The sequence below is a fragment of the Steroidobacter flavus genome (assembly GCF_042651805.1).
GTDB classification, from domain to species: domain Bacteria; phylum Pseudomonadota; class Gammaproteobacteria; order Steroidobacterales; family Steroidobacteraceae; genus Steroidobacter; species Steroidobacter flavus.
Genome location: NZ_JBHSDU010000003.1, coordinates 2,678,132 through 2,702,804 on the forward strand (window position 1 = coordinate 2,678,132; position 24,673 = coordinate 2,702,804).

Genomic DNA, 24,673 nt, shown 5'->3' on the forward strand with positions numbered 1-24,673 from the left:
TAAGACATCCGAGGGTGACATCAACAAGACCGCGCAACGAAAGGTGGGGGGCGCGGAAGCAAAATCCATCGCCCGGGCAGCTATTTAGGCTGCCCGGGGAAGAGCACGGCGGGGGTTAGCCTCGGGCCGAAGTCGCGGCTTTGGCCGCAGGCTTGGGTTTGCGCGAGTTGGCCGTATCGAGCTGCGCGAGCTCGACGAGGTTCAACATCGCGGCATGCGCGGCTTTCGGGTCGGAGGCTTTGACGGCCTCGTACACCTTTTGGTGATCCGGGATCGGGTCGCGGCGCAGAGGGTTGTGCCGCTGCTTGAAGATGGTGGTCCACGACACCGCGGCACCCACGCCGCTGGTCAGCGACACGATGAAGGCATTGCCGCTCGCGCGGAGCATGGCCGAGTGAAATTCCTGGTCGGCAAGACGGCCGGCTTCGCTGGCCAGCGTGTGCGTGGCCATGCCTTCGAGCGCCTTCTCCATCGCTTCGAGCTCTTCATCGCTCCGGCGCAGGGCGGCCAGCGCGGCGGCTTCGGGCTCGACGATCTTGCGCAGCTCGAACAGGTTGGCGAGCAGGGTGTCGTCCGGCTCGAACTCGAAAATCCAGGACAGCACATCCGGATCGAGCATGTGCCAGCGGGCCTGCGGACTGACGCGCGTGCCCACCTTGGGGCGCGACTCCACCAGGCCTTTCGCGGCCAGAATCCGGACCGCCTCTCGATAGGCGGTGCGAGAGACCTGCAGCCGATCGCTCGCGTCGATCTCGCCATTGAGGATGTCGCCGGGCTTGTAGCGCCCTGACACGATCAGCACCCCCAGGTCACGCGCGATGGTTCCATGCAGCCGCAGCGACTTGCGTCGCGCTCGGGCATTGGCTCGCGCCGCCGCGGATTTTTTGCTCGACATCGATGATTTCCCTCGAGACGCCGGCCGGGCTGGGCCCTGCGCTCGCGTCATACGCCGGTAGTTTACGCACGCTGCACGCGGATTTCGCAGGGTCTGCACTGAAATGGAGTGATGCCCGCGTCGATTGCGTCTGGCGCGGGCGGCTCGGCAAAATGGCCGGGACAATTTGCCTGACAAATCGAAAGCCGTTACCATGAAATTGTCTGAGTATATGGCTCGGGCAATCGTGATTTATCGGGGGGATTCATGCACAGCTGCGACGGCGGGTCGAGGCTCACGTGCGGAACGTGAGTATTCACAGGCGCGATCTGCTCCGCGCTTCGCTGTTCATGGGGTTGTCGGCCGGCCTTGGGGCCCGTGCCGACGATCAGAGCCCGACCTCGCTCAACGATCGACTCGCTGGCGACCTCAGTCCTGTTCACGATCCCTGCATCATCAAGCAAGGCGACACCTATCACGTCTTCAGCACCGGGCAGGCCCAGGATGCCACCGGGCTGCTGCCGTGGCGCACGTCCAAGGATCTGGTGAACTGGACGCTCAACGGTCGCGTGTTCGACGAGATTCCAAAGTGGGCGCAGCAGGCGGTGCCCGGTACTCGCGGCACGTGGGCGCCCGATATCTCGTACTTCAACGGGCTGTATCACCTCTATTACTCGTGCTCGACCTTCGGCTCGAATCATTCCGCGATCGGGCTCGTGACCAACAAGACGCTGGATCGCACGTCGAAGGACTTCAAGTGGGAGGATCGCGGCCTGGTCGTGAAGTCCTCGCGCGGCGATGACTTCAATGCCATCGACTCGAATCATCTGATTGATCGCGACGGCAAGCACTGGTTGTGTCTCGGCAGTTTCTGGAGCGGCATCAAGTTATTTCCGCTCGATCCGAAGACCGGCAAGCCGTTTCCCAACGATCAGCGCAAATATTCCCTCGCGCGGCGGCCTGCGCCCGAGGATGCGCCGGGCGCAATTGAAGCGCCGTTCATGATCGAGCGGAACGGTTACTACTATTTGTTCTCGTCGTTCGATTACTGCTGTCGAGGGGCGGCCAGTTCTTATTACATCGTCGTCGGTCGTTCGCGCGATGTGACGGGCCCGTATGTTGGACGGGATGGTAAGTCACAAATGGATGGGTACGGGACCGTCGTGCTTCAAGGCAATCGTCGCTTTCGCGGTCCCGGGCATCAGGCGGTCTTGCGCGATGGCGACCGCGATTATCTCGTTTATCACGCCTACGACGCCGAACACGATGGTCGTCCGACGCTGCGGATTTCTACGATCGAGTGGACCGCCGACGGTTGGCCTTCGGTGCGTTCCTGACCCGTCATTAGTCATTATTTATTAGTCACTTCTCATGCCTGGCATCGAGCTCAAAAACGTCACCAAGACCTTCGGGGCCGCGACGGTCATCGACAACGTGTCGCTGAGCATCCGGCCGCATGAATTCATGGTGTTTCTGGGTCCGTCGGGCTGCGGCAAATCGACGCTGTTACGCATGATCGCCGGCCTGGAGTCCGTCGATGCCGGCGAGATCTGGATCGGCGACCGTCGTGTCGATCAGCTCGCGCCGGGCGAGCGGCGGGTTGCGATGGTGTTTCAGCACTACGCGCTTTATCCGCACATGACGGTGCGCGAGAACATGTCGTTCGGGCTGCGCAACGTGAAGCTGCCTGAGGCTGAGATCGACAAGCGCGTCGATGCGGCCGCGAAGATGTTGGAGATCACGCATCTGTTGGAACGGAAGCCGGGGCAGATTTCCGGCGGTCAGCGACAGCGGGTTGCGATCGGTCGCGCGATTGTTAAAGAGCCGCATCTGTTTTTGTTCGATGAGCCGCTGTCGAATCTGGATGCCGCCCTCCGCGTGCGTACACGGCTGGAGATTGCACAGCTTCATCAGCGTGTCGATGCGGCAATGATTTTCGTCACGCACGATCAGGTCGAGGCGATGACGCTCGCCCATCGCATCGTCGTGATGAACAACCGCAAGATCGAGCAGATCGGCACGCCGATGGAAATCTACTCGCGACCCGCGACCACGTTCGTTGCGAGCTTCGTCGGCACGCCGGCGATGAATTTCTCGCCGGTCGAGTTGAGTGAGGGGCCGAATGGGTTTGTGTCGGCGCGGTTGCCGGATGGTGCGATTGTGGCCACGCGTATCGATAAGGCGTCGTTGCCGATGTCCCAGTCATTCAAGCTGGGCATTCGGGCCGAGTCGCTGGACATCTGCCCGGTCGGGCAGGGCGAGACGGTCGGCGTCGCTCAGTTCGTTGAGCGCTTGGGCGATCGCACACTTATTTATGTGCGGCTTGCCGATGGCACGACCGTTGTGGCCGAAGATGCAGGCAACAGTCGCGTGGCGCTCAACGACAATGTCGGCGTGAAATTCGACGGCGCCGGCGCGCACCTGTTCGACGATCAGGACCGGGGCCATCACGCCGTGCTGGACGGGAGCTCGACGTGAGCACCGCCGATCAGCCGAGCAATGTCGGCCGGGCGAGGGGACATCACGCGCTGCTCGATCTGAACTTGAGCACCGCGAATCAACCAATCGACCTTGTTAGTGACCGAGATCATCGCGCCGCGCCGGAAAGTGGGCTCGACGTGAGCGCCATCAGTCAGCCGAGCGATCTCCGGGCGCGCGGTCATCACGCAGCGCTGGAAAGTGGGCTCGACGTGAGCGCCATCAGTCAGCCAAGCAATGTCCGGGCGCGCGGCCGCCGCGCAGCCCTGCGCGGGAGTTCAATGTGAGCGCTGCTGCTGGTCAGTTGAGCGAATTGAGTAAGGCGCGCGTTCAACCCGCGAGGGCGGGGGCGCAGCAGAGTCGTTGGAGTCATCTGCTGTACGTGGCGCCATTCCTGTTCTTGTATGTGACTTTGCTAGTGTATCCGCTGTTCGCCGGTTTCTGGCTGAGCTTGCACAAGGCGGATTTCTTCGGTGGCAGTCGCTTCGTCGGCTTCGAGAACTTTGTCCGTCTATCCAACGACAAGGTCTTCATCGGCGCCGTTGGTAACACCTTCTATTTCATTCTGCTGACCGTGCCCGCGCTCGCGATCATCGGCCTCGGTCTCGCCTTGGCCTTGAATCGCACGACGCGGACTGCAGCCTTCCTGCGCGGCGTGTTCTTTTCGTCGTCGGTGTTGTCGGTGACGATTGTGACGTTGCTGTGGAAAGTGGTCTTCGCACCCGACGGCGGCTTCCTGGCGAATCTATTGAAAGCGTTCGGTAAGGCCCCAGTCGCCTTCCTCAGCGATGCCAATCTTGCACTCCCGGCCATCGCGATCACCACAATCTGGTGGTGTATCGGCCTCCCGATGATGCTGTTCCTGGCGGCGCTCCAACAGGTGCCGCGTGAGTTGTATGAAGCGGCGGCGCTCGACAACGCCGGCAGATGGAAAACCCTGTGGAACGTGACGCTGCCGTCAATAAGGCGCACGTTCGCGCTCGTGATCATCATTGAGGTAGTCCTGCAGTTTCAGCTGTTCGGTCAGGCGTATCTGATGACGCAGGGCGGACCGAATAACGCATCTCGGCCGCTGGTCCTCTTCATCTTCGAAGTGGGCTTCACCCGCTGGGACGTGGGCTACGCGGTGGCCGCCGGCCAGATTCTGTTCGGTCTCATTGCGATCGCCGCGATGGCGCAGTACTTCGTCGCGCGTCGCAAGGAGGCGTTCTGATGACGACGCAGCTGTCATCGGGCGCCGTCGGTCGCGGCTTGGGCGATCGAGTGATCCTCGCGGCGACCATCGCGCTCGCCATCGTGATGGTCCTGCCCATGCTATGGGCGGTCGGCTTGTCACTAAAAACCAATGCCGAGTTACTGGTCGATACCAACTCAGTGCTGAAAGCGCCGTGGACCTTCCGAAATTACTACGACATCCTGATCGGCTCGGGCGTGTTCCGCTGGCTGCTCAATAGCATCATCGTGTCAGTGGGCATGAGCTTGGGGGTGCTCGCGCTGTCGTCACTGGCCGGCTACGGCTTCGCGCGTCTCGAATTCCCAGGGCGCAATGTGATTTTCGTGCTGGTGCTGTTCGGGCTGGCGATTCCCGAGCAGGCGGTGATCCTGGTACGGCATCAGCTGTTCAGCGATCTCAGTCTGCACAACACGTACGCGGGCCTGATGCTGCCAGGCATGTCGGCGCCGTTCGGCGTGTTCCTGATGACTCAGTATTTCAAGGCGATTCCCACCGAAGTCGACGAGGCGGCGATGCTCGACAACGCATCTCGCTTCAAGATTTTCTGGCGCGTGTTGTTGCCCATGACGCTGCCGGCGCAAGCGACGCTCGGCATCTTCACGTTCCTGCACGCGTGGAATGACTACTGGTGGCCGCTGGTGTCGGGCACCAACGAGCAGATGTACACGCTGACCGTGGGCATCGCGTCGACGCAGATGAACTTCGCCGAGTCGGCGGGCCTCGGTTACCTGATGGCGCAGGCGGTCTTCGCCGGTCTGCCCATCCTCATCGTTTATATGTTCTTCCAGAAGTACATCGTGCGCGCAGTGTCCGGAGCGGCGGCATGAGGCGCGTGCTGGCGACAGTGCTGAGCTGCGTCGTGCTTGCGAGTTGCGGCGTGCGTCAGGCACCAAACGAAATCGTCGTTCAACGATTCTTCGGCACGTGCAAGGCCGAATACGGCAATCGCACCGACGTGGAAAACGCGGAAGGCGAGTGCGGGATCATGACGACGCTGATCAACAAGTTCAGCGCCGAGAATCCCGATGTGAAAGTTCGTGTGAGCCCGGTGGCCTGGCCTGGATACAACCAGCTGGCCGCGCAGCTGGCGTCGGGCGATCCGCCGGATCTGGTCACGATGCATCTGTCGGCGATTTCCGATTATCAATCCAGAAAGTTGCTCGAGCCGCTGGGCGAGGATCTGCGCGCGGTCGGTGTGGATCCGAACGGATTCACGGCGGCGAGTCTCGCCAGTGTCAGCAAGCAGGGTGAGATCTACGGCTTGCCCATCGATAACTGGGCGCCGCTCTGGCACATCAACATGAATTACTTCCGACAGGCCGGCCTCGTGAAGGACGGCAAGCCGATCCTGCCGCGCAGTCCCGAAGAGTTGTTGGCCCAAGCCCGGCAATTCAAACAAGCCACCGGCAAACCCTATTTCGTGCAGGCGCTTTCGAACGAGCGCGCCGCTTACACGCGCAACCTCTATACGCTGTTGATGCAACAGAGCGTCAGTTTCTTCGCTGAACCACAGAAGGTGAAGCTGCAGTCGCCGGAAGCAAAACAAGTCGTCGAGATGTTCCGGCAGATCTACGTGGAAGACCTCACCACGAAGAACCAGGACTACGCGGCCGCCACCAACGGGTTCATAAATGGTGCCGGCGGCGTGTATCTCGTGGGCACGTGGATGATCGGCGACTTCGATGCGGAGTCACGCAAGACCGATCGGCCGTTATCCAATGGCTATGCGGTCATGCCGTGGCCGCAGCTCTATGCGCGTGATGCGACCTTCATCGACGGTCACGCCTGGGTGATGCCGGCGAGAGACCGCACGCCTCAACAGCGTGACGCAGTCTTCCGCTTGCTGAAGTTTCTCGCAGATCACGACTTTGAGTGGTCGCGCACCGGCCATCTCCCAGCCTACAAAGCAGTCATCGAGAGCGAGCGTTTCAACGCGCTGCCTCATCGTAGCGAGATCGCGAAGATCTCCACGACGGGCATGCCGCTGCCATCGGCCGTGCAACGACAGTTCCCCGTGCAAGACATCATCGGCGAGGAAATGGCTGCGGCCATTACCGGCCATAAAACCGTCGACGCCGCGCTGGCGGATGCCGAGCATCGCGTCAACGACCTGCTTTTTCATCTTCTCTAGCTCACTGGATCATCGTCATGCTCACTTCACGCATTGTCGTCGACCGCGACTTCGTCATCTCCGAACTGGATCGCCGCGTGTTCGGCACCTTCGTCGAGCACATGGGCCGCTGTGTGTACGGCGGCATTTACGAGCCCGGCCACCCGACCGCGGACAAAGACGGCTTTCGTCAGGACGTGCTGGAACTGACGCGCGAGCTCGGTCCCACGATCGTTCGCTATCCCGGCGGCAATTTTTTGTCGGGCTACAACTGGGAAGACGGCGTCGGTCCGAAGGACCAGCGTCCGACGCGCCTCGATCTCGCCTGGGGCTCGACTGAGACCAATGAGTTCGGCACGAACGAGTTCATCACCTGGTGTCGCACGGCCAATGTCGAGCCGATGTTTGCCGTGAACCTCGGCACGCGCGGTCCGGATGAGGCGCGTCACCTGCTCGAGTACTGCAATCACCCCGGCGGCACACATTATTCGGATCTGCGTCGCGAACACGGTTACGAGAAGCCTCACGGCATCAAGTTCTGGTGTCTGGGCAATGAAATGGATGGTCCGTGGCAGATCTGTCAAAAGACGGCGCAGGAATACGGCCGCGTCGCGAAGGAGACCGCGAAGGTGATGCGATGGGTCGACGGCGATCTGCAGCTTGCTGCGTGCGGGTCGTCACAGCGTGCGATGCCGACTTACGCGTCGTGGGAATACGAGGTGCTCGATCACTGCTTCAACGACGTGGATTTCATCTCGCTGCACGCGTACTTCCGCAACGACAGCAACGATATCAAGGACTTCTTCACTGTCATCGAAGACCTCGACTCCTTCATCAAGGAAGTCGCCGCGATCGCCGACGCGGTGGCTGCGAAGCGTCGCTCGCCGAAGCGCATCATGCTGTCGCTGGACGAGTGGAATGTTTGGTACAAGGCCCACTCGCCGTCCGACCTGCGCAAGCCCGGCTGGCCGAAGGCGCCGCCGCTGATCGAAGAGATCTACAACTTCGAAGATGCGCTCGTCGTCGGCGGTGCGTTGATCACCATGATCAACAACGCGGATCGCGTCAAAGCGGCGTGCATCGCGCAGCTCGTCAATGTCATCGGCCCGATCATGACCGAGACCGGCGGCGCGGCGTGGCGCCAGACGATTTTCCATCCGTTCGCGCAGGCGTCACGTCACGCGCGTGGGCAGGTGTTGCGTGCGAAGGTGCAGTCGGAAACGTTCTCGACCAAGACGCATCCGAATGCGTCGCTGCTGCTGTCGAGTGTGATTCACGACGAAGCGACGGGCACGGTGACAATCCTCGCGCTGAATCGGAGTGCGACGGAGGAGATGCAGTTGGACGTGGAGCTGCGCGGCTTGGGCGACGGTCGCAAGGTGTCGATTGCCAGCGAGCTGCATCACAGCGACATCAAGGCCGTCAACAGCAAGTCGGCGCCCAACGCGGTCGCGCCGAAAGAGCGCACCGATGTTTCCATCAACAAGGGCGTGGTCAGCGCGAAGTTGAAGCCGCTGTCCTGGAACGTCATCGTGACGACGCCAGCGTAAGGAGTCCTTGTTTCGTCGAAAGCTTGATCGGTCGAGAGCGGCCAAGGCCGCTTCGATAGGGAGCGCTCATGCAGATGCTGCGATTCATATTGTTGGGATCTCTAGCGATGGCCAGCCTGGCGGTCGAAGCCGCAACGCCAACGGTCAAGACCTTCGGTCTGGGCGACGTCGAGTTGCTCGACAGTCCGTTCAAGCAAGCGATGGAACGCAATGCCGAGTATCTGCTCAGTCTCGATGCGGATCGCCTGCTGCATAACACGCGCAAGTACGCTGGCCTCAAACCGAAAGGCGAGTTGTATGGCGGCTGGGAGTCGCAAGGCATTGCCGGCCACACGCTCGGGCACTATCTGACGGCACTGTCACAGCAGTACGCGTCGACGCACGACCCGCGCTTCAAGAAGCGTCTCGACTACATCATCGGCGAGATGGCCGAAGCGCAGCGTGCTTATGGCGATGGCTATATCGGCGCGCTCCCCGAGCTGGAGCTGAAGACCATGCGTGGCTTCAAGCAGGGGAACGTGGAGGTCAAGGACGCGTTCACGTTCAAAGATGGCGCGTGGGTGCCCTGGTACACGCAGCACAAGGTGCTCGCCGGTTTGAGAGATGCGTGGACGCTCGGCGAAAGTGCGCAAGCGAAAGACGTGACCTTGAAGCTGGCGAACTGGGTGGACGACATCACGGCCGGCCTCACACCGGAGCAGCAGCAAACGATGTTGCAAGTCGAGCACGGCGGCATGCGCGAAGTGCTGTTCGATATTTATGGATTGACCAAAGACGAGCGCTACTTGAAGACGGCGCAGCGTTTCGAGCACCGGGCCATTCTCGATCCATTGCTGGCGGGCAGAGATGAGCTGCCGGGCAAGCACGCGAACACGCAGATCCCGAAAGTCATCGGGGCCGCGCGCGGTTATGAAGTGGCGAATCAGTCGGAGGGTCGACCGATCGCCGAGAACTTCTGGAAGACCGTCGTCCACAACCATTCGTGGGCGATTGGTGGCAACAGCGACGGCGAGTTCTTCTTCTCGCCGAACTCAGCGTCCGAGCATCTGAGCGCGGCGACTGCGGAGACCTGCAACACCTACAACATGCTTCGACTCACGGAGCGGTTGTTCGGCTGGCAGCCGCAGGTCGAGTACGCCGACTTCGAGGAACGCGCGCTGTACAACCACATCCTTGCTTCACAAGAGCCGAAGCAGGGCATGTTCACGTATTTCATGTCGCTCAAGCCGGGGCACTTCAAGACCTACAGCACGCCGCACGATTCGTTCTGGTGCTGCGTTGGCAGCGGCATGGAGAATCACAGCAAGTACGGCGCGGCGATTTATTTCCACGCGGCCGACGCGCTGTATGTGAACTTGTTTATTCCGTCGGTGCTGCATTGGAAGGAGCGCGGGCTGGAGTTGCAGCAGACGACGCTGTATCCGAACGACAACCGCACGTCGCTGACGGTGAAGCAGGCGCCGACCGCGCCGCTGTCGTTGCGAGTTCGCGTGCCGGCCTGGGCCTCCGGCAACGCCACGCTGACCTTGAATGGCAAGGCGGTGGCGGTCGAGGCGAAGCCGGGCTCGTACGCGACCGTGCAGAGGGAATGGAAGAAGGGCGATGTGATCGAGGTGGCCATTCCGACCTCGGTCCGCACCGAGCCGCTGCATGGGTCGAACGATCGGTTTGCGTTCGTGTACGGACCGGTCGTGCTGGCGGGCGATCTCGGTCCCGCACCGGCCGGACCGACGGTGCCGTACGCGAAGGAACAGCAGGCGAATCTCAAAGCTGAATCGATCGAGGTGCCGGCGCTGGCTGGGAATCCACAGCAGCTGGCGGCGAGTCTGCGTCGCGTGGCCGGCGACACGCTCGCATTCAAGCTAACGACCAGTCAGCCACGGAAGGAAGTGACGCTCCGGCCGTTCCACGAGATCGACTACGACCGTTACACCGTGTATTGGAAGACCACGCCGGCCAAGCAGGCGACCGCCGGCGAGTAACAGCTAGAGACAACGGAACAAGGCGGCCGGGGCCCATATCGATTTTGGCCCGTGGTTGCGGTATTACTTACCGCGCCATGTGGCTGATCCGCACCAAGCTCGAACCGCCCGCGCCAACGGATCGGCTCATTCCCAGGCATCGCCTGCGCAAGCGGCTGCCTGCGGTGCTCAAGTCGCGTCTGACATTGGTCCATGCGCCGGCGGGCTTCGGGAAGACCAGTCTGCTCGCCGAGTGGGCGCGCTGTCTGCGCAATCAAAACGTCCGCGTCGCCTGGCTGTCCGTCGACGAGGACGATGCTGAACCACTGCAATTTCTCGCCTATCTCACGGCCGCGCTTGAGGCGAGCGGCATCGAGGTCGGCCATCTCGGTCCTGCGGCGGCGCGCGGGTTCCCGGAAGTTCCAGTCACGTCAATCGTCGCCGCTTTGACGGGAGCGATCGAGCGCTCGACCGCCCGGACGGTCGTGATCATCGACGACTATCATCGTCTCGCGGCCCATCGCTCGCGGGTGGACCTGGTCGGCGTGGCGTTGGCGAAGCTCATCGACACCCTCGCGACCCGAATCAGCTTTGTGGTCGCTGGTCGCTTGCGACCGGCACTGCCGAACGCGGCAGCCCGAAGCGCCGAGGGTCGGTTGGAAATCAGCGCTGACGAGTTGCGCTTCACCGACGAGGAGACACGTCGGTTGCTCAATCCCGGCGTCGCCACGTTGAGCGACGAAGAGTTGAATCGTCTTGCAGTCGGCGCGGACGGCTGGGCAATCGCCGTGGCCACGGTGCGTCAATGGCTGGGCGCCGGCTGGGATACTGAACGAGTGCTGGCCGCGCTGGCCAATCCGGGCGCCGATCTGCGCGGCTATCTCACTGAACAGATTCTCCGCAGCCTGGAGCCGAAGCAGCGCGAGTTCCTGCGACGAACCTGTGTCGTCGATCGTTTCTCCCGCGATCTGGCGGCAGCGCTATGCCCTGACGAAAACGTCGATGCCGTCATCGCGGCGCTGGAGCGCAAGGATCTTTTGGTAAGCCATTGGGACGGTGGCGAACGCTGGCTTCGTTATCACCGGTTGCTGAGCGACACGGCACTCGCAGAGCTGCGTAGCGACGCCGCGGGGGATGAAATATCGCTGCATCGTGCCGCCGCCGAGTGGTTCTTCGACGCAGGCCTGCATGCCGAAGCGGTTCGTCATGCCATCGCGACCGGCGATGAAGCATTGCTCGCCGGCTTGTTCGAGCGCGCGGGCGGCTGGTGGCTCGTGGTGACAGGTAACATCGGTCTGGCGCGCAACGCGCTCACTCGAATCCCGGTCAGCGTACTGAGAAAGTTTCCTCGTTCGCACCTTGCCTCGATTTTGATGCTGGGCAAGCAAGGGAAAGTCACCGAGGCGCGCAAGGAGATGTCACGGCTCGACTTGCATGCGTCGCTCGACCCGTTGATGGAATACGACGCCGCAATCATCGAAGCCTGCGTCGCTCGTTACGAAGATGCGCCGGTGTCGCTCAGCGAATGCGCCGCATTGTCGGAACGGGTTGCACTGTTGCCGCAGGATCAGCACGTACTGCACGCGACGTACGGCAATATTCTTTGCGCCATGTATTTCGAGGCGGGCGATCTGTCCGCCGCGCTCGCGGTGGGGGACGATGCCGTTCGTCACTATCGCAGTCAAAGCTCGATCTTCGGCGAGGTGTTTGTTTACGTTCACCAGAGCTGTGCGCTCTTGGAAGGCGGGCGCCTGCGCGATGCCGAGTCCCTGCTCCGACAGGCCTGGCACCTGGCGCGCGATACCACGGGCCCGAATACGGAAACCGAAGCTGTCGCGGCTTGCATGCTGGCCGTGGCGTTGTATGAGAAGGGCGATGTGGAAGAGTCCGAAGCATTGCTGTCACCCGCGTTGGCCGCGATGGAGCAGGGCGAGAGCTGGTACGAGTTGCTATCTCGAAGCTATGACGTGGCTGCGGCCATGGCGCGCAGACGTGCTGGTCTCGACGCGGCGCTCGCTCTTGTACGGAGGGTGCGGGCAACCGCGGCAACGCGAGACATCGGGCGACTGGAAGAATTCGCGGACATGCTGGAGTTGCGCGAGCGGACGATTGGCGGCGAGATCGATACTCCCATCGTCACACAGTTGGAAGCAGCGACGCGCGCTCGGTTGGCCGTCGGTCAGTCGCCACGGGTTCGATTCCGTCGGCAACTCGCTCTGGCGCAGATCGAGATGCAGCGAGGGCAGGCACGGGCGGCATTGGCTACGCTCGCTCCCTTGATCGATGCGACTCGTTCCTCGGGTCATTGGCGCGTTCATACCGAAGCATTGACCGTGCGGGCGCTGGCTCTGCACACACTCGGCGAGCATTGGAACGCGCGACGGGATTTCGATGCCGCCATCAGCCTCGCGATGTTCGAAGGCCAGCGCCAGTTGTTTCGCGATCTGGGGCCGGCACTCTTGCCGCTGGCAAAAGCGCAGACAATTTCCGATGCCGAGGCGCGCTTGCCTCGCGTGCGGGATGTGTTCATCGGTTCTATCGTGGCTGATTGGCAGCAGCGGGCGGCCGACGCAGAGGCCGAGGGGTTGAGCGAGCGCGAGCAGGCGGTGTTGCGTTTGCTGGCGCAAGGACTGACCAACAAGGCCATCGCCCGGGCACTGCAGGTGTCGGATAACACCGTGAAATTCCATTTGAAGAACATCTTCGCCAAGCTCGGTGTCACGTCGCGCGCCGAAGCGGTGCGCGCACTGCATTCATAGCGACCCTACCCGCCGTCACGACACGCACCTACCCGACACTGCCATTGTCATCGCGCGGTCCGGATCTCTTAATGACCGGGCATGAAAACACCTCTTTTACGCATCGGCATCGATGTCGGCGGCACCAATACGGACGCGGTTGTCATGCTGGGCCGCGAAGTTCGGGCCGCATTCAAATCGCCAACGACAGCCGATGTAGGCACGGGCATTCGAACCGCGCTTACCGAGGTGCTACGTCAGGCCGAAGCCAAAGGCGCTCACATCGGCGCGGTGATGATCGGTACGACCCACTTCACCAATGCTTTCGTGCAGGCCCGGTCGCTGGCGAAGGTGGGCGTGATCCGGCTGGCCGCGCCCGCGACCACGAGTCTGCCTCCGTTCGCCGATTGGCCTGATCGATTGACCGAAGTTGTCGCCGGCCCTGCGTACGTCGTGCGTGGCGGTTACAACTACGACGGCAGCGAAATCGCCGTCCCCCAGCGCGACGAAATCCTGGCTGCGGCCAAGGCGATTCGCGATGCCGGGGTGCGAGCCGTCGCAATCTCCTCAGTGTTCGCTCCTGTGAATGAAATGCAGGAGGTATTCGCAAAGAACATCGTGCTGGAAGTCATTCCTGACGCTGCGATCACGCTGTCGCACGAGCTGGGGCGCATCGGTCTGATCGAGCGCGAGAACGCGGCCATCATGAACGCGTCGCTCTCGGCGATGGCGGGCGACGTGGTGCGCTCGTTCGGCGAAGCGCTCGCTGCGCTGGACATTCATTGTCCCCTCTACGTGAGTCAGAACGACGGCACACTGATGCCGCCGCAAGTGGCTGCGTCGTATCCCGTGCTGACATTTGCATCGGGTCCCACCAACAGTATTCGGGGCGGCGGATTTCTCTCTGGGTTGAGCGATTGCATCGTCGTCGATATCGGCGGCACGACGACCGACGTTGGCGTGCTTGCCGGTGGGTTGCCGCGTGAGAGCTCGATTGCTGTGGATGTCGGCGGCGTGCGCACCAATTTTCGCATGCCCGATGTGCTCTCGATCGGTCTCGGCGGCGGCAGTCGCGTACGGCACGCAGACACCTCGGTCACGGTCGGGCCGGATTCAGTCGGCTTCAAGCTGCGCAGTGAAGGTCTGGTCTTCGGCGGCTCCACACTCACCGCGACAGATATCGCGGTGGCCGGTGGCATCGCGACGGTGGGCAATCCGGCCGCCGTCAAACATCTCGACCGCGAGCAAGTGGCAGGAGCGCTACGCAAGATCGGCGTCATGATCGAAGACGCCATCGATCGCATGAAAACCTCCTCGACCGCTGTGCCGGTCGTGCTCGTCGGGGGCGGCAGCATTCTCGCGCCGACGACGTTGCGAGGCGCGGCGCAAGTCATCATTCCGAACCAAGCCGGCGTCGCTAACGCCATCGGCGCAGCCATCGCGCAGGTGAGCGGCGAGGTCGATCAAGTTTATTCCTATGAGCAGCTGGGTCGCGAAGTCGCGCTGGAACGCGCCCGCACCGACGCCACTAACAAAGCTGTCGCGGCCGGCGCGGATAGCGCAACCGTGCAGATCGCCGACGTCGAGGAGTTGCCATTGCAGTACTTGCCGGGAGGCGCGGTGCGCGTTCGGGTCAAAGCCATCGGCGAGCTCGCCGGTCTGGGAGTTTGAGCATGCGCATCGGGTTATCTGATACACACGATTTCGCTCGCGGCGCGGCCTTCCTCGGCACTGGCGGCGGTGGCGATCCGTACATCGGTCGCTTGCTGCTCGAGCAGGCGCTGAAGAAATCTCCGCCGACGCCCGTGCTGAAGGTCGATGAACTGGACGACGACGCGCTCGTGGTGCCGATCGCCGGCATGGGCGCGCCGACCGTCATCGTCGAAAAGATTCTCGGCTTCTCCGAAGGCGAGCGTGTGCTGCGTGCGTTGGAGAAGCGGCTCGGTCGCAAGGCAACCGCGATCATGAGCGCGGAAATCGGTGGCTTGAATGCGCTCTATCCGGTCGCGATGGCGGCGCATCTCGGCCTGCCGGTGGTCGATGCCGACGGCATGGGGCGCGCGTTCCCCGAATTGCAGATGGTGAGTTTCAACATCTTCGGTCAGCGCAGCGCGCCGTTGGCGATGACGGATGAGAACGGCGACGTAGTGCTGATCGAGTCCGATGACAATCTGCGCGTGGAGCGACTGGCGCGGCCCATCGTCGTGCCCATGGGCGGGCTGTGCATGATGGCGCTGTATCCGATGAGCGGACGCGCCGTCAAAGAATGCGCCATTCGCGATACGTTGAGTCTGGCGTTGGGCATCGGTCGCGCAATCGGTCAGGCGCGGAAGGAACAGCGCGAGCCGTTCGAGAGCCTGTTCGCGCATCTGCGGACGACCGAGTACTACCGTCACTGTCGCTTGTTGTTCGACGGCAAGATCGTCGATCTGAAGCGCGAGACCTTGCGAGGCTGGGCGATCGGCCACGCCATCATCGAGGACTTCAGCGGCCAGCGTCGTCTCGAAGTGACCTTTCGCAACGAATTCCTGCGTGCCCGCGCCGACGGACGAACCGTCGCAATCGTGCCGGATCTGATTTCGATTCTGGATCGGGAGACGGCCGAGCCCATCACCACCGAGAACCTGAAATACGGTCAACGTGTGAAGGTGGTTGGAGCGAGCGTGCCGCCCATCATGCGCAGCGAGCGAGCGCTGCAAGTCTGGGGGCCGCGCGCGTTTGGATTCGATGAGCCGTTCGTGCCCATCGAAGCGGCGCTGTGAACAGTCACGAATAACAAACTCGGGGAGCCATCATGAAACAGCAACAGTCCCTCGCGGCTCTGGCCGCTTTATTACTCGGTCAGTCGTCGCTGGTCGCGGCACAGAGCACGAACGACGATGTGATGCTGGAGGAAGTGACGGTGACGGCGCAGCGTCGCGCTGAACGTTTGCAGGACGTGCCAGTCGCCGTCACGGCATTCACTGCCGCGGAAATCGAAGCTCGCGGCGTCGGCAGCACGCGAGACATCTTACCGATGACGCCGAATGTCACGTACGACGAGTCATTCACCGTCGGCAACAGCTTCGTCTCGGTGCGTGGCGTGGCGCAGATCAACAATGCCGACTCGCCGGTGGCCATCGTCGTCGACGGCGTGCCGCAGAACAGTCAAAAGCAATTGCGCATGGAGTTGTTCGATGTCGAGCGCATCGAAGTGCTCAAAGGTCCGCAAGGTGCGCTGTATGGGCGCAACGCCATCGGCGGCGCCATCAATATCGTGACTCGCGAGCCGACCAATGATTTCGACGGCTGGGCGCAACTCGGCGCGGGCTCCGGCAATCTGCGCAGCGCGAGCGGCGCGGTGTCGGGTCCCATCGTCGAAGACAAGCTGCTGTTCCGTCTGTCCGGCGCATACAAGGACAGCGATGGCACGATCGAGAACGTGTTTCTGCACGAGAAGGTGGACTTCTACGAGTCGAAAGATGTCCGCGCTCGCTTCATGATTCTCGCGACGGATGCGTTGACCATCGATGTGCGCGGCTCGTACTCCGACATCGACGGTGGTGCCGTGATGGATGCGTCCATGGATCCGACGCTGACCGGCAACGCGAATCGGGAAGTCCTGCCCCGCTCCAACATCCTGGGCAACAGCGCCCGCGAGATCGGCGATGCAACCGTGAAGATCGATTGGCGCACCGATGTCGGCACGCTCACCGCGATCACCGGCTATACCGATCTGACCGAGAGTTACTATGGCGACCTCGATTTTTGCAATCCCGTCGATTGCCCCAACGGCATCTTCGGCCTCGGCCCGCAGGCGGATCAGCGGCAGCTGCTGGATGTGACTTTGCTGAGCCAGGAAGTGCGTCTGGCGTCGCCCGACAATCAGCGACTGCGCTGGATCGTCGGCGGGTTCTATCTCTCGACTCAGCGCGATCTGGACACGATCGCTCACTTGCTCATTCCGAACACCCCCGGCATCCCGTTGATCTCCAACGCCGAGGAGAATGACAACGACGCCTACTCGGCCTTCGCGCAGGTCGATTACGACATTACGGATCGCACAACGTTGGGCGTCTCATTGCGCTACGACCGGGACCGGCGCGAGCAGACCAATGCAGGCGATCCGACCCGGCCGACGCGGAGCAAATCGTTCAGCGACGTGCAGCCCCGCGTCGTGATCGACCACAAGCTCACCAAGGATCAACTGGTCTACGCGACCTATGGCACCGGGTTCCGCTCGGGTGGCTTCAACGGCGTTGGCGGCCGGCCGTTCGCTGCGGAGACGCTGCAGAACTACGAAGTGGGTTACAAGTCGACGTGGTGGGATTCCCGCCTGCGCCTGAATGCCTCGGTGTTCCGATCGCGCAGCGAGGACTACCAATTCTTCTATCTCGACTTCAATCAAGGCGGCGCGCAGGTCATCGACAATCTGGACAAGGTCGAATTCACCGGTGCCGAGCTGGAGTGGCAGGTGCAGGCGACCCGTTACTGGACGCTGCTCGGTGCGGTCGGCTTGCTCGATTCGGACATCGAGGCGATCGATCCCAGCCTCACGGTGCCGGCGGAACGTGGCAATCGCACGCCGAAGACGCAGAAGTCGACGTTCTCATTCGGCAGCCAGCTGGAGATCCCGCTCGGCTCGCTGACGGGCACGATCCGCGTCGATTATGGGCGCTGGGGCAAGAAGTATTGGCACCCGGACAACGTCGATGTGCGCGATCCGGTGAACATGCTCGATCTGCGGGTGTCCATCGGTAACGATCGCTGGACCGCGACCGCCTGGGGCCGCAACGTGCTCGACGAGTTCTACTGGCAGGACTTCAACTCGCTGGAATTCGGCGCGCCCGGCGTCGACCTGGGCTCGCCGTCCTCGCCCGACACCTACGGCATCGATTTGAAATACAACTTCTAGTTGTTGCTTTCGTTGACCTCATCTACCGTCGTCTGGCCGGTCCAGCGACGGTAGAGATGGGCCCAGGCCATGCCGATGGCCATGATCAGCGCCAGCACTACCAGCCCGACCCAGATCAGGGCATTGGTGTTCTCCAGGCTGACCCAGCCCCACGAGGCGACCATCCAGATCAGTGCGGCGCACAGCGCCAGCGCCAGCACCATCCCGAGAAAGCCGATGGATCGTAGGGTGGCGCCCAGAAACACGATCCAGCCGATCAACAGCAGGATGCCCAGCACCGCCTCGACCGGGGTCACGCTCGGAAACCCGTCAGCCACCATGTGGACATACGAATAGCCACTGGGGTTGAAGGTCAGCAGCACGAGTATCAGCGACAGCGCCACCCGCACCAGAAACCCGCTGAAGCTCAGATCGTTCACGTTGTCGTCCCCTCGTCGCGAAGGCTCGCAGTATCGGCGAGGCGGGCTGCCGTGTGAAGCAGTGCAGAAATCCCTCGGCCGGTCCCCTCGCGCCTGTCCACGGCGTGTCACACACGGCCGCGCCCACGCCCACCGCTCCGTGAGTAATCCTGCGCCGTAGCGAAAAGATCGATTTGCGCATTTCCTAACTTTTGACGAAACAACGGCACTTCAGGCGGTGGCAATCTGCGAAACAGCGATTGAAGCGGACTGTATGGAAACACGCGACGAATTTCCTTTGCAAAAATCACGAAGCGGATATCGCTGTTTCTCACGAAACAATGTTTCTCATTTTCATCCCAAAAAAGGATTTGTATTTTCATGGAAACAACAATGGAAGCACGGGATAGTGATCAAGCACGAAAGCCGCGCATACTTCAGATCCCTCGGTTCGCAGATTGCAATGACGCGAAAAGCGAGGGGCATGACCCAGGCCGAACTGGCACGCGCCATCGGGGTGTCGCAACAGGCCGTGTTCGCCTACGAGCTGGGCGAGCGTCGCGTGTCGGTGCTCATCCTCGCCAAGATCGCGAAGGTGTTTACGGTGCCGGTGGAAGAAATGATCGGCCTGTCCAAGCCCTCGCGCATTCCGAAGGGGCGCCTGTCGCCGCGGGCGATGCGTCATGCGGAGCGGCTGCAAGGGCTCACCAAGACCCAGCAACGCTTCGTCATCCGTATCATCGACGTGCTCGAGTCCAGCAACTCGCGTTAGCGGCCGCCTGCGGCGGGGTGGCCGCATGACGCGCACCGGCAAGATACGACGCGTCGATGCGAGCGTCATCGCGTCTCTGGTGATTACGGTGGACGGCTGCAAGGCGATCAAGGACGCCGACCTCGCGACTCTGTTCGGGCTTGGCCTGGCGGCCTTCTACAAGCGCATCGGCCGCAAGTTATGGATGCTGAGGCCGGGCTGGTATTTCAAGCTTGCCAAGCGCTACGCCCGCGGCCGACTCGATACTCAGCCGTCGCTGGCCTTCACACAAAACGGCGTCCTGCTGATCGCCAGCATTCTGGGCGATGAAGATTCGTTGGAAATCGGCATGGACATCGTCCAGGCATTGCGCCACCGTCGCCGCGACTCGGCCCACAAGAAGCGTCCCGTCCGCCGCAAGAACAGTGCCGAGAAATCGCAGCGTTATTACGAAGCGATGGCTCGCATGCTGCAAGGTCGGTTACACGACATGTTGAAAAAGATGCGGCACTGACGCTCCGGGCTGGTGCGTTGGTGCGTGTCCGTTTGACAGTTGCGAGATCTTTTCAGGGATCGCCCTCGTCGCAGGCACATTGTGACAATTTTGGGAAGGTGACAGTTCTGTGATATCGCCCGTTGCGCGGCTCGCTCTGTTCATTCTGTGAAGCAACTCTCGGGGTGGAATGTGCGCGCATGCCTACAGTGTGCGGCAGTTCGCAACCCCAGGAGCTAACAATGAGCAATCCGTACGATACAGCTGGCGAGCGGATGTCCATCCTGCCGCCGACGTTGCGTTTCAAGGGCGAGCTCTCGGCCGACGAGGACTTGCTGATTCAAGGTCAGATCGAAGGCACCATCAAACATACTCAACGCGTCACCGTGGGCAAGGAAGGCAAGGTCAAAGCCAGCATCAGCGCCCAGGTGATCAAAGTCGAAGGCACGGTCGAGGGCGACCTGCATGCCGAGCGTTCGGTGTATGTGGAAGAAACCGGCAACCTGCGCGGCAATATTCACGCGCCGTCGGTGTGCCTGGTGGAAGGCTCGAAGTTCAACGGTGCCGTCGACATGGATGTGAAAAAGTCCGCGCAAGTGCGAGGTAAGACGGGGACGTAATCCTGACCACGGAGTCGTTTCAGGATCGTTCCTCTCGTCGAGAAAACTTTTTGGAGGCCTCGTATGCGCAGTTTCGGATTCGATCAGCGGCAGGACGGTGGTGGTGACACTGTGCGTGTGCCGTCGTTGTCGTCGATGCCTGTGTCGCAAACCTCACCTTCTCCTTCGCCCGCCGCCGAATCGCCGTCCAAGGCCGGCGCACCGGAGCGCAAGATCGCCGTGCTCGGCCCGACCTTGCGATTCAAGGGTGAGTTGAGTGCGGAAGAAGATTTCATTCTGCAGGGTCGGATCGAAGGCTCGATCAATCACACTCAGAGTGTCACGATCGGCACCGACGGTGCCGTGGTAGGAAACATTCACGCTCGCGTTGTTGTGATTGACGGCAGCGTCGAAGGCGACCTGCATGGTGTCGAGTCGGTCGTGGTTCATGAGACCGGCCGGGTCACAGGAAACATCTTCGCTCCCCGCGTCGGGTTGGTGGACGGCGCGGTGTTCAACGGCCGCATCGATATGAGCGGCACAGCCGCCAGCCAGTCGTCGCCTTCTGCCAAGAAGCGCGTGGAAAGCCCGACGATCTCTCCGGGTCAGCCGCTGTCGGCGGAGGAGACGGAGAAGGTTCTCGGTAGCAAATAACGGATCGGCCCGTTCTAAGAAGAGGCCTCGGCGGTTCGGTGCCTCCGAGGCTGGGTGACTAACGTCGCCTGATGCGCTTGAATCCCAGTGCGAATCCAAGAAAGACCAGTGCCAGCGCTCCCAGAAACAGGGGCGATGAACCCGAAGAGATAGGGTTCGTCGCGACAATAGGCGTATCTCATCTTGTCATATCCCCAGCAACGATCGGGATAGCGCAATACGGCTTGCATCGAGCTCTCCTCTCAGCGCAGCTGACAATGCTTGTCGCTGATGCGGATACAAGCAACTGCCGCTGCTGAGTAGAACGTCATGCGTCTGCGCCTGGAACCACGGCTCTGCCACCTGTTTTACATAGGAGAGCATTTCTTCAGCGCATTTGCCCATCGATGCTTCGTCGTTGCAGTACTCGATGCTCATGCGATAGTGCGCATCGTCATCGCTGCTGATTCCGCTGAGAATCGGGTGGGGCTGCGCCTCATTGAGGACTCGCAGGCAGGCGTGAACTCGAAAGCAGGGGCCGAATGAGAACTTGTGCACGTGGAGGAACTGGATGACGTGACCCTTTTCTCGTGCAAAGAACGTCGACTTCCGAGAGAAGCCAAGTGCTTTCAGTTGCTTCGTAGCCCTGCGCAATACCTTGCCTGCATTTGAACGCTCAATTGCCTTTTGCTCGCGATGACGGGCGAGCTCCTGTCTGGTTTTGTCGTCTATCGTGGGCACGATCAAACCCAGTAACAGCTATGGGGTTGTGCGCGCGAATTCATGGTGTTCTTGTCGGGCAACTCTCGCCGTCCAGTAGCATCGTCTTGAGAGCTCGCACCACTTCCGGTCGATTGCGGTCGGATTTCAGGTAGCCTGGAATTCGCTCGTACCACTGCTGCATCTCCCAGTGATAGGCCGATCCGATATCCGCCCGAGTGCTTGGATGTAATCGTTGCTCGAAGTAGCGCAGGCATTCTCGAGCCTGGTCGAGAGACATGAACTCGAAAGTAAAGCCAGCCACTTCCGCGAAGTACACCCAGTGCGTGCGCAGTGACTCGTGAGGATCTGCTGCGTAGTCGAGGTGTTTGGAGGAATCCATTCTGTCTTCATGCCGGCTCGGATCGAACCGCTCTTTCCAAATGTTCACCTGGATATCCCTGGCGACTAAGGCTTCTGCGACCCGCCCGAAGCGCCTTGCTGGGCCTCGTTCGCAACTTTCGTGAGCGCGCCCTTCATTCCGTCGACGACGAAAGCGATCAACAGATCCTTGGATCGTCCCTGCATGCTCTGGCCGACTTCGGGCTGCTTGTTGATGAACTTGGCAAAGTGCTGGGAAGTTTGTCTTTCGCTCGCGATGGATTGCATTTCGGCGGGTTCGAAGAATTCGGCGTACGACAGCGCGAGGTTGTCGTTCCATTGTTTCTGGTATTTCGGTTGGACCCGACCCAACTCTTCTTTCACTAATGCTTCTGCTTTCGCTTCGCCCAGTTGCCGGACGATGATTGCATAGGTCGTCATCCGTTTGGCGGCTTGCAGCCCGAGGGAGCCCAGGTTGGTGCCCAGTCCCAGGGTCGTGACCATGGATTGAGCCGCGTCCTGAGTCTCGTCGGCGAAACTAATGGAAGCAGAAAACAATAAGAACAGCGCCAGCCCGACGATCCTGCCAATTCTCATGAATGCCCCGCTTGTGACAACAGTCGCTAGTCTGTTGTCACATCGTGACAGATTGGCGACGCGGCGTCGCTAGCCGCGCAGGTGCTCGATGTCATAGGTCTGGCCGATGTGAACTTGGGAAGAGTCACCATTGTTCATCGGCTCGCGGATAGCGAGCCTCATGCTCACTTACTGCAGCGACGAGAGCCGCGATACCCGGCCCCACCGACGGATGCATCTCGACCCAGACCGGATCCAGATACTCAGCGACGGATCTTCCGTCGAGGAGTTCCAAGACCGATGCCGTCTGCGCCGCTTGAAGTAGCGTGCGAGCGCGATCCATGACCTTGCGAGCGACAGCCGCGTCGAGTTCCGCGGCAACTTCGCATTCCTTCTGTACGACGAGGATGAGCTTCCCAACGGCGATCCCGACAGGACTTCGTTTCCTAGGCATTCTGATTCTTATCCGCGCAGGTGCTTGCCCAATTCCTTGGGGCTTACCAAACCATTCAGAAACTCAAATGTCCCCTGATCAAGAATCTCACGCGCAGCGTTGTAAGCGCCACTCATCGCCGCCCGATGTAATGAAGTCGCCAGGCTGATCCGACGAACGCCGGCCTCTTGCAACTCCGGCACGCTGAACGACCGACCGGGAATGCCAACCATGAAGTTCACCGGTTTGGACAACGAAGAGCACACCGCGCGCACGGCCTTCAAATCGGGCAAGCCGGGAGCAAACAACACATCCGCGCCCGCCTTCTCGAACGCCTGCAGTCGTTTGATCGTGTCGTCGAGATCCGGATGGCCGTGCAGAAAGTTTTCGCAACGGGCGGTCAGGATGAACGGTGAGCCCAGCGACCGGGCGGCCTCCACGGCGGCAGTAACTCGCTCCACCGCGGCCTCGAAGTCATAAATCGGCTTCGACGCATCGCCGGTGTGATCCTCGATGGAGCCGCCGGCGAGGCCGGTCTGCGCAGCGAGGCGGATTGTTTCTGCGACGTAGCCAGGCGCATGGCCGAAACCGTTTTCCAGGTCCGCCGAGACCGGCACAGTCACCGCATCGACCAGCGAGCGCGCATGAGACAGTGCCTCGTCGCGGGTGATTTTGCCGTCTTGTCGGCCCAGCGTATTGGCGCAGGCGGCGCTCGACGTCGCGATCGCTGGGAAACCCAGGCCAGCGAGCAGCATTGCGGAACCGGCGTCCCACGCGTTGGCGATAACAAACGCGCGAGGTTGTTCGTGTAAAGCCCGGAACGCGGCGGCTTTGTCTTTCTGAGTGGCGGTCATGACATCTCCAGAGGTTCAGTGCTGGAGCCCACCGTACGCCGAAAACGCGACAGCCGCTGTCAAGAACTTAAGCAGTTCTAGGTCGCGGAGGCGCGCGGCGGGGCGACGGAAGAAGATCGCAAGCGGCGATACAAAGCGCGCACGCGCATGTACAGATCGGGATGCCGAGTCAGCCAGTGACGCACGCGGGGCATGATACGCAGGTGATATCGCAACCGTCCGCTCCGCGGCACCCGTTCAGCGAGGCCTTCCTCGATGGTGTAGATGCAAGGGTTGCAGGTTCCGCAGGGCTGACCCCGCCGGGGGCGATGGCAGAACCAGGTGAGTTTCATCAGCTCGTCGAAGCCGGCGGCGCGAGCTTCGGTCTGCATTTGCCGCTTGGTCATGTCGAACAGCGGCAAGCGGAACGTTTTGAACAGCTCGTAACGGCAATCGCCGGCGAAACGGGCATCGAGTCGATAGCGGTCCGAGTCGATCAGGTCGGCGAGCAGCTCGCGGGCTTTGTCGTCGCGATGAATGGACAGCTCCATGCCGTCGATGCCGTGCTGGCGGCAGTAGCGCGCCAGCCATTCGTACTGACCGCCGATGAAGCCGATGGCGAGGCAGCGCTCGTAGTAACGCTGGGTTTCGGTGTCGGCGTCGATATCGGTGAGCTGGCACTCGATGGTGTCGGCCAATCTGACAGCCGCGTCGGGCCAGCGTTTCAGCAACGCCTGACGAATCAAGCGCATCGCTTCGCGCTCGGCGGGCACGGCGGGCCGGAAGTGCAGGCTGTCGAGGATGTAGTAGGGCTGCACCTCGCGCTGCTCACGGAGCAGCAGTGAGAGCAGCCTGAAGGTTGAATCCCAACCTCCTGTCCACAAAAGCGGCGTTGCCATGCGTGTACCCGTGGAAGGCATCGTTGCCGGTCGAAAAGTCTAAAGGCGGGGGACCTGCTTCAGACTCAGGGAATGACGAACCGGGCCGGTGCATCGTTCCCTCGCGATATAAAAAACCGCTGTCGACGACGCACGACAG

25 protein-coding genes are annotated in these 24,673 nt (G+C 61.4%); 16 read left to right on the plus strand and 9 right to left on the minus strand.

Features of this window, described 5'->3' with window-relative positions; translation table 11 throughout:
* Nucleotides 1-115: 115 nt before the first annotated feature.
* The gene (locus tag ACFPN2_RS17270; protein ID WP_380598693.1) at nucleotides 116-895 is read right to left on the minus strand and encodes a FadR/GntR family transcriptional regulator; all 780 of its coding nucleotides are present in this window, start codon (nucleotides 893-895) and stop codon (nucleotides 116-118) included.
* Nucleotides 896-1,224: 329 nt separating this feature from the next.
* On the opposite strand from ACFPN2_RS17270, the gene ACFPN2_RS17275 reads away from it, so the two are divergent.
* The 12 genes from ACFPN2_RS17275 (at nucleotide 1,225) to ACFPN2_RS17330 (ending at nucleotide 17,839) form a co-directional block, all read left to right on the plus strand.
* Nucleotides 1,225-2,211: an arabinan endo-1,5-alpha-L-arabinosidase gene (locus ACFPN2_RS17275; protein ID WP_380600155.1), complete on the plus strand. Its 987-nt coding sequence runs from the start codon at nucleotides 1,225-1,227 to the stop codon at nucleotides 2,209-2,211.
* A gap of 34 nt (nucleotides 2,212-2,245) precedes the next feature.
* Nucleotides 2,246-3,352, plus strand: a complete 1,107-nt coding sequence (locus tag ACFPN2_RS17280) for an ABC transporter ATP-binding protein (RefSeq protein WP_380598695.1) — start codon at nucleotides 2,246-2,248, stop codon at nucleotides 3,350-3,352.
* Nucleotides 3,349-3,639 carry a hypothetical protein gene (locus tag ACFPN2_RS17285; RefSeq protein ID WP_380598697.1) on the plus strand — a complete coding sequence of 97 codons (291 nt, stop codon included), beginning with the start codon at nucleotides 3,349-3,351 and terminating at the stop codon, nucleotides 3,637-3,639. The genes ACFPN2_RS17280 and ACFPN2_RS17285 overlap by 4 nt, the downstream gene beginning before the upstream one ends.
* A 17-nt stretch (nucleotides 3,640-3,656) precedes the next feature.
* On the plus strand, nucleotides 3,657-4,565 hold the full coding sequence (locus ACFPN2_RS17290) for a carbohydrate ABC transporter permease (RefSeq protein WP_380600157.1): 909 nt from the start codon (nucleotides 3,657-3,659) through the stop codon (nucleotides 4,563-4,565).
* Nucleotides 4,565-5,413 carry a carbohydrate ABC transporter permease gene (locus ACFPN2_RS17295; protein ID WP_380598699.1) on the plus strand — a complete coding sequence of 283 codons (849 nt, stop codon included), beginning with the start codon at nucleotides 4,565-4,567 and terminating at the stop codon, nucleotides 5,411-5,413. The genes ACFPN2_RS17290 and ACFPN2_RS17295 overlap by 1 nt, the downstream gene beginning before the upstream one ends.
* Nucleotides 5,410-6,717, plus strand: coding sequence for an extracellular solute-binding protein (locus ACFPN2_RS17300; protein WP_380598701.1), 1,308 nt, complete (start codon nucleotides 5,410-5,412; stop codon nucleotides 6,715-6,717). The genes ACFPN2_RS17295 and ACFPN2_RS17300 overlap by 4 nt, the downstream gene beginning before the upstream one ends.
* 17 nt (nucleotides 6,718-6,734) lie before the next feature.
* Nucleotides 6,735-8,246, plus strand: coding sequence for an arabinosylfuranosidase ArfA (gene arfA, locus ACFPN2_RS17305; protein ID WP_380598703.1), 1,512 nt, complete (start codon nucleotides 6,735-6,737; stop codon nucleotides 8,244-8,246).
* A gap of 68 nt (nucleotides 8,247-8,314) precedes the next feature.
* Entirely contained in the window at nucleotides 8,315-10,228 is a 1,914-nt protein-coding gene (locus ACFPN2_RS17310) for a glycoside hydrolase family 127 protein (protein WP_380598705.1), read from the plus strand.
* A gap of 77 nt (nucleotides 10,229-10,305) precedes the next feature.
* The gene (locus ACFPN2_RS17315; protein ID WP_380598707.1) at nucleotides 10,306-12,966 is read left to right on the plus strand and encodes a LuxR C-terminal-related transcriptional regulator; all 2,661 of its coding nucleotides are present in this window, start codon (nucleotides 10,306-10,308) and stop codon (nucleotides 12,964-12,966) included.
* Between the two features lie 81 nt (nucleotides 12,967-13,047).
* Complete coding sequence (locus tag ACFPN2_RS17320) at nucleotides 13,048-14,616, plus strand: hydantoinase/oxoprolinase N-terminal domain-containing protein (RefSeq protein ID WP_380598709.1); 1,569 nt, start codon at nucleotides 13,048-13,050, stop codon at nucleotides 14,614-14,616.
* Between the two features lie 2 nt (nucleotides 14,617-14,618).
* Nucleotides 14,619-15,707: a DUF917 domain-containing protein gene (locus ACFPN2_RS17325; RefSeq protein WP_380598711.1), complete on the plus strand. Its 1,089-nt coding sequence runs from the start codon at nucleotides 14,619-14,621 to the stop codon at nucleotides 15,705-15,707.
* Between the two features lie 32 nt (nucleotides 15,708-15,739).
* Nucleotides 15,740-17,839 (plus strand): TonB-dependent receptor, encoded by a 2,100-nt coding sequence (locus ACFPN2_RS17330; RefSeq protein ID WP_380598713.1) that lies wholly within the window; start codon nucleotides 15,740-15,742, stop codon nucleotides 17,837-17,839.
* Here ACFPN2_RS17330 and ACFPN2_RS17335 read toward each other — a convergent pair.
* Nucleotides 17,836-18,258 (minus strand): DUF6524 family protein, encoded by a 423-nt coding sequence (locus tag ACFPN2_RS17335; RefSeq protein ID WP_380598715.1) that lies wholly within the window; start codon nucleotides 18,256-18,258, stop codon nucleotides 17,836-17,838. The genes ACFPN2_RS17330 and ACFPN2_RS17335 overlap by 4 nt on opposite strands.
* 107 nt (nucleotides 18,259-18,365) lie before the next feature.
* On the minus strand, nucleotides 18,366-18,620 hold the full coding sequence (locus ACFPN2_RS17340; protein WP_380600200.1) for a hypothetical protein: 255 nt from the start codon (nucleotides 18,618-18,620) through the stop codon (nucleotides 18,366-18,368).
* Here ACFPN2_RS17340 and ACFPN2_RS17345 point away from each other — a divergent pair.
* From ACFPN2_RS17345 to ACFPN2_RS17360, 4 genes are all read left to right on the plus strand, one after another.
* Nucleotides 18,512-19,009 (plus strand): helix-turn-helix transcriptional regulator, encoded by a 498-nt coding sequence (locus ACFPN2_RS17345; protein ID WP_380598717.1) that lies wholly within the window; start codon nucleotides 18,512-18,514, stop codon nucleotides 19,007-19,009. The genes ACFPN2_RS17340 and ACFPN2_RS17345 overlap by 109 nt on opposite strands.
* A 25-nt stretch (nucleotides 19,010-19,034) precedes the next feature.
* Nucleotides 19,035-19,502, plus strand: coding sequence for a hypothetical protein (locus ACFPN2_RS17350; protein ID WP_380598719.1), 468 nt, complete (start codon nucleotides 19,035-19,037; stop codon nucleotides 19,500-19,502).
* 221 nt (nucleotides 19,503-19,723) lie between these two features.
* Entirely contained in the window at nucleotides 19,724-20,101 is a 378-nt protein-coding gene (locus ACFPN2_RS17355; RefSeq protein ID WP_380598721.1) for a bactofilin family protein, read from the plus strand.
* A gap of 63 nt (nucleotides 20,102-20,164) precedes the next feature.
* On the plus strand, nucleotides 20,165-20,734 hold the full coding sequence (locus ACFPN2_RS17360; protein WP_380598723.1) for a bactofilin family protein: 570 nt from the start codon (nucleotides 20,165-20,167) through the stop codon (nucleotides 20,732-20,734).
* A gap of 186 nt (nucleotides 20,735-20,920) precedes the next feature.
* Here ACFPN2_RS17360 and ACFPN2_RS17365 read toward each other — a convergent pair whose 3' ends face one another.
* The 6 genes from ACFPN2_RS17365 to ACFPN2_RS17390 all read right to left on the minus strand — a co-directional run bounded on the left by ACFPN2_RS17365 (nucleotide 20,921) and on the right by ACFPN2_RS17390 (nucleotide 24,534).
* Nucleotides 20,921-21,454, minus strand: a complete 534-nt coding sequence (locus ACFPN2_RS17365) for a hypothetical protein (RefSeq protein WP_380598725.1) — start codon at nucleotides 21,452-21,454, stop codon at nucleotides 20,921-20,923.
* A gap of 40 nt (nucleotides 21,455-21,494) precedes the next feature.
* Nucleotides 21,495-21,863, minus strand: a complete 369-nt coding sequence (locus tag ACFPN2_RS17370; protein WP_380598726.1) for a hypothetical protein — start codon at nucleotides 21,861-21,863, stop codon at nucleotides 21,495-21,497.
* Between the two features lie 17 nt (nucleotides 21,864-21,880).
* Nucleotides 21,881-22,390, minus strand: coding sequence for a hypothetical protein (locus ACFPN2_RS17375; RefSeq protein ID WP_380598728.1), 510 nt, complete (start codon nucleotides 22,388-22,390; stop codon nucleotides 21,881-21,883).
* Nucleotides 22,391-22,514: 124 nt separating this feature from the next.
* Nucleotides 22,515-22,823: a hypothetical protein gene (locus ACFPN2_RS17380; protein WP_380598730.1), complete on the minus strand. Its 309-nt coding sequence runs from the start codon at nucleotides 22,821-22,823 to the stop codon at nucleotides 22,515-22,517.
* A gap of 8 nt (nucleotides 22,824-22,831) precedes the next feature.
* Nucleotides 22,832-23,656: an isocitrate lyase/PEP mutase family protein gene (locus ACFPN2_RS17385; RefSeq protein WP_380598732.1), complete on the minus strand. Its 825-nt coding sequence runs from the start codon at nucleotides 23,654-23,656 to the stop codon at nucleotides 22,832-22,834.
* 77 nt (nucleotides 23,657-23,733) lie between these two features.
* The gene (locus ACFPN2_RS17390; protein ID WP_380598734.1) at nucleotides 23,734-24,534 is read right to left on the minus strand and encodes a 7-cyano-7-deazaguanine synthase; all 801 of its coding nucleotides are present in this window, start codon (nucleotides 24,532-24,534) and stop codon (nucleotides 23,734-23,736) included.
* Nucleotides 24,535-24,673 lie beyond the last annotated feature (139 nt).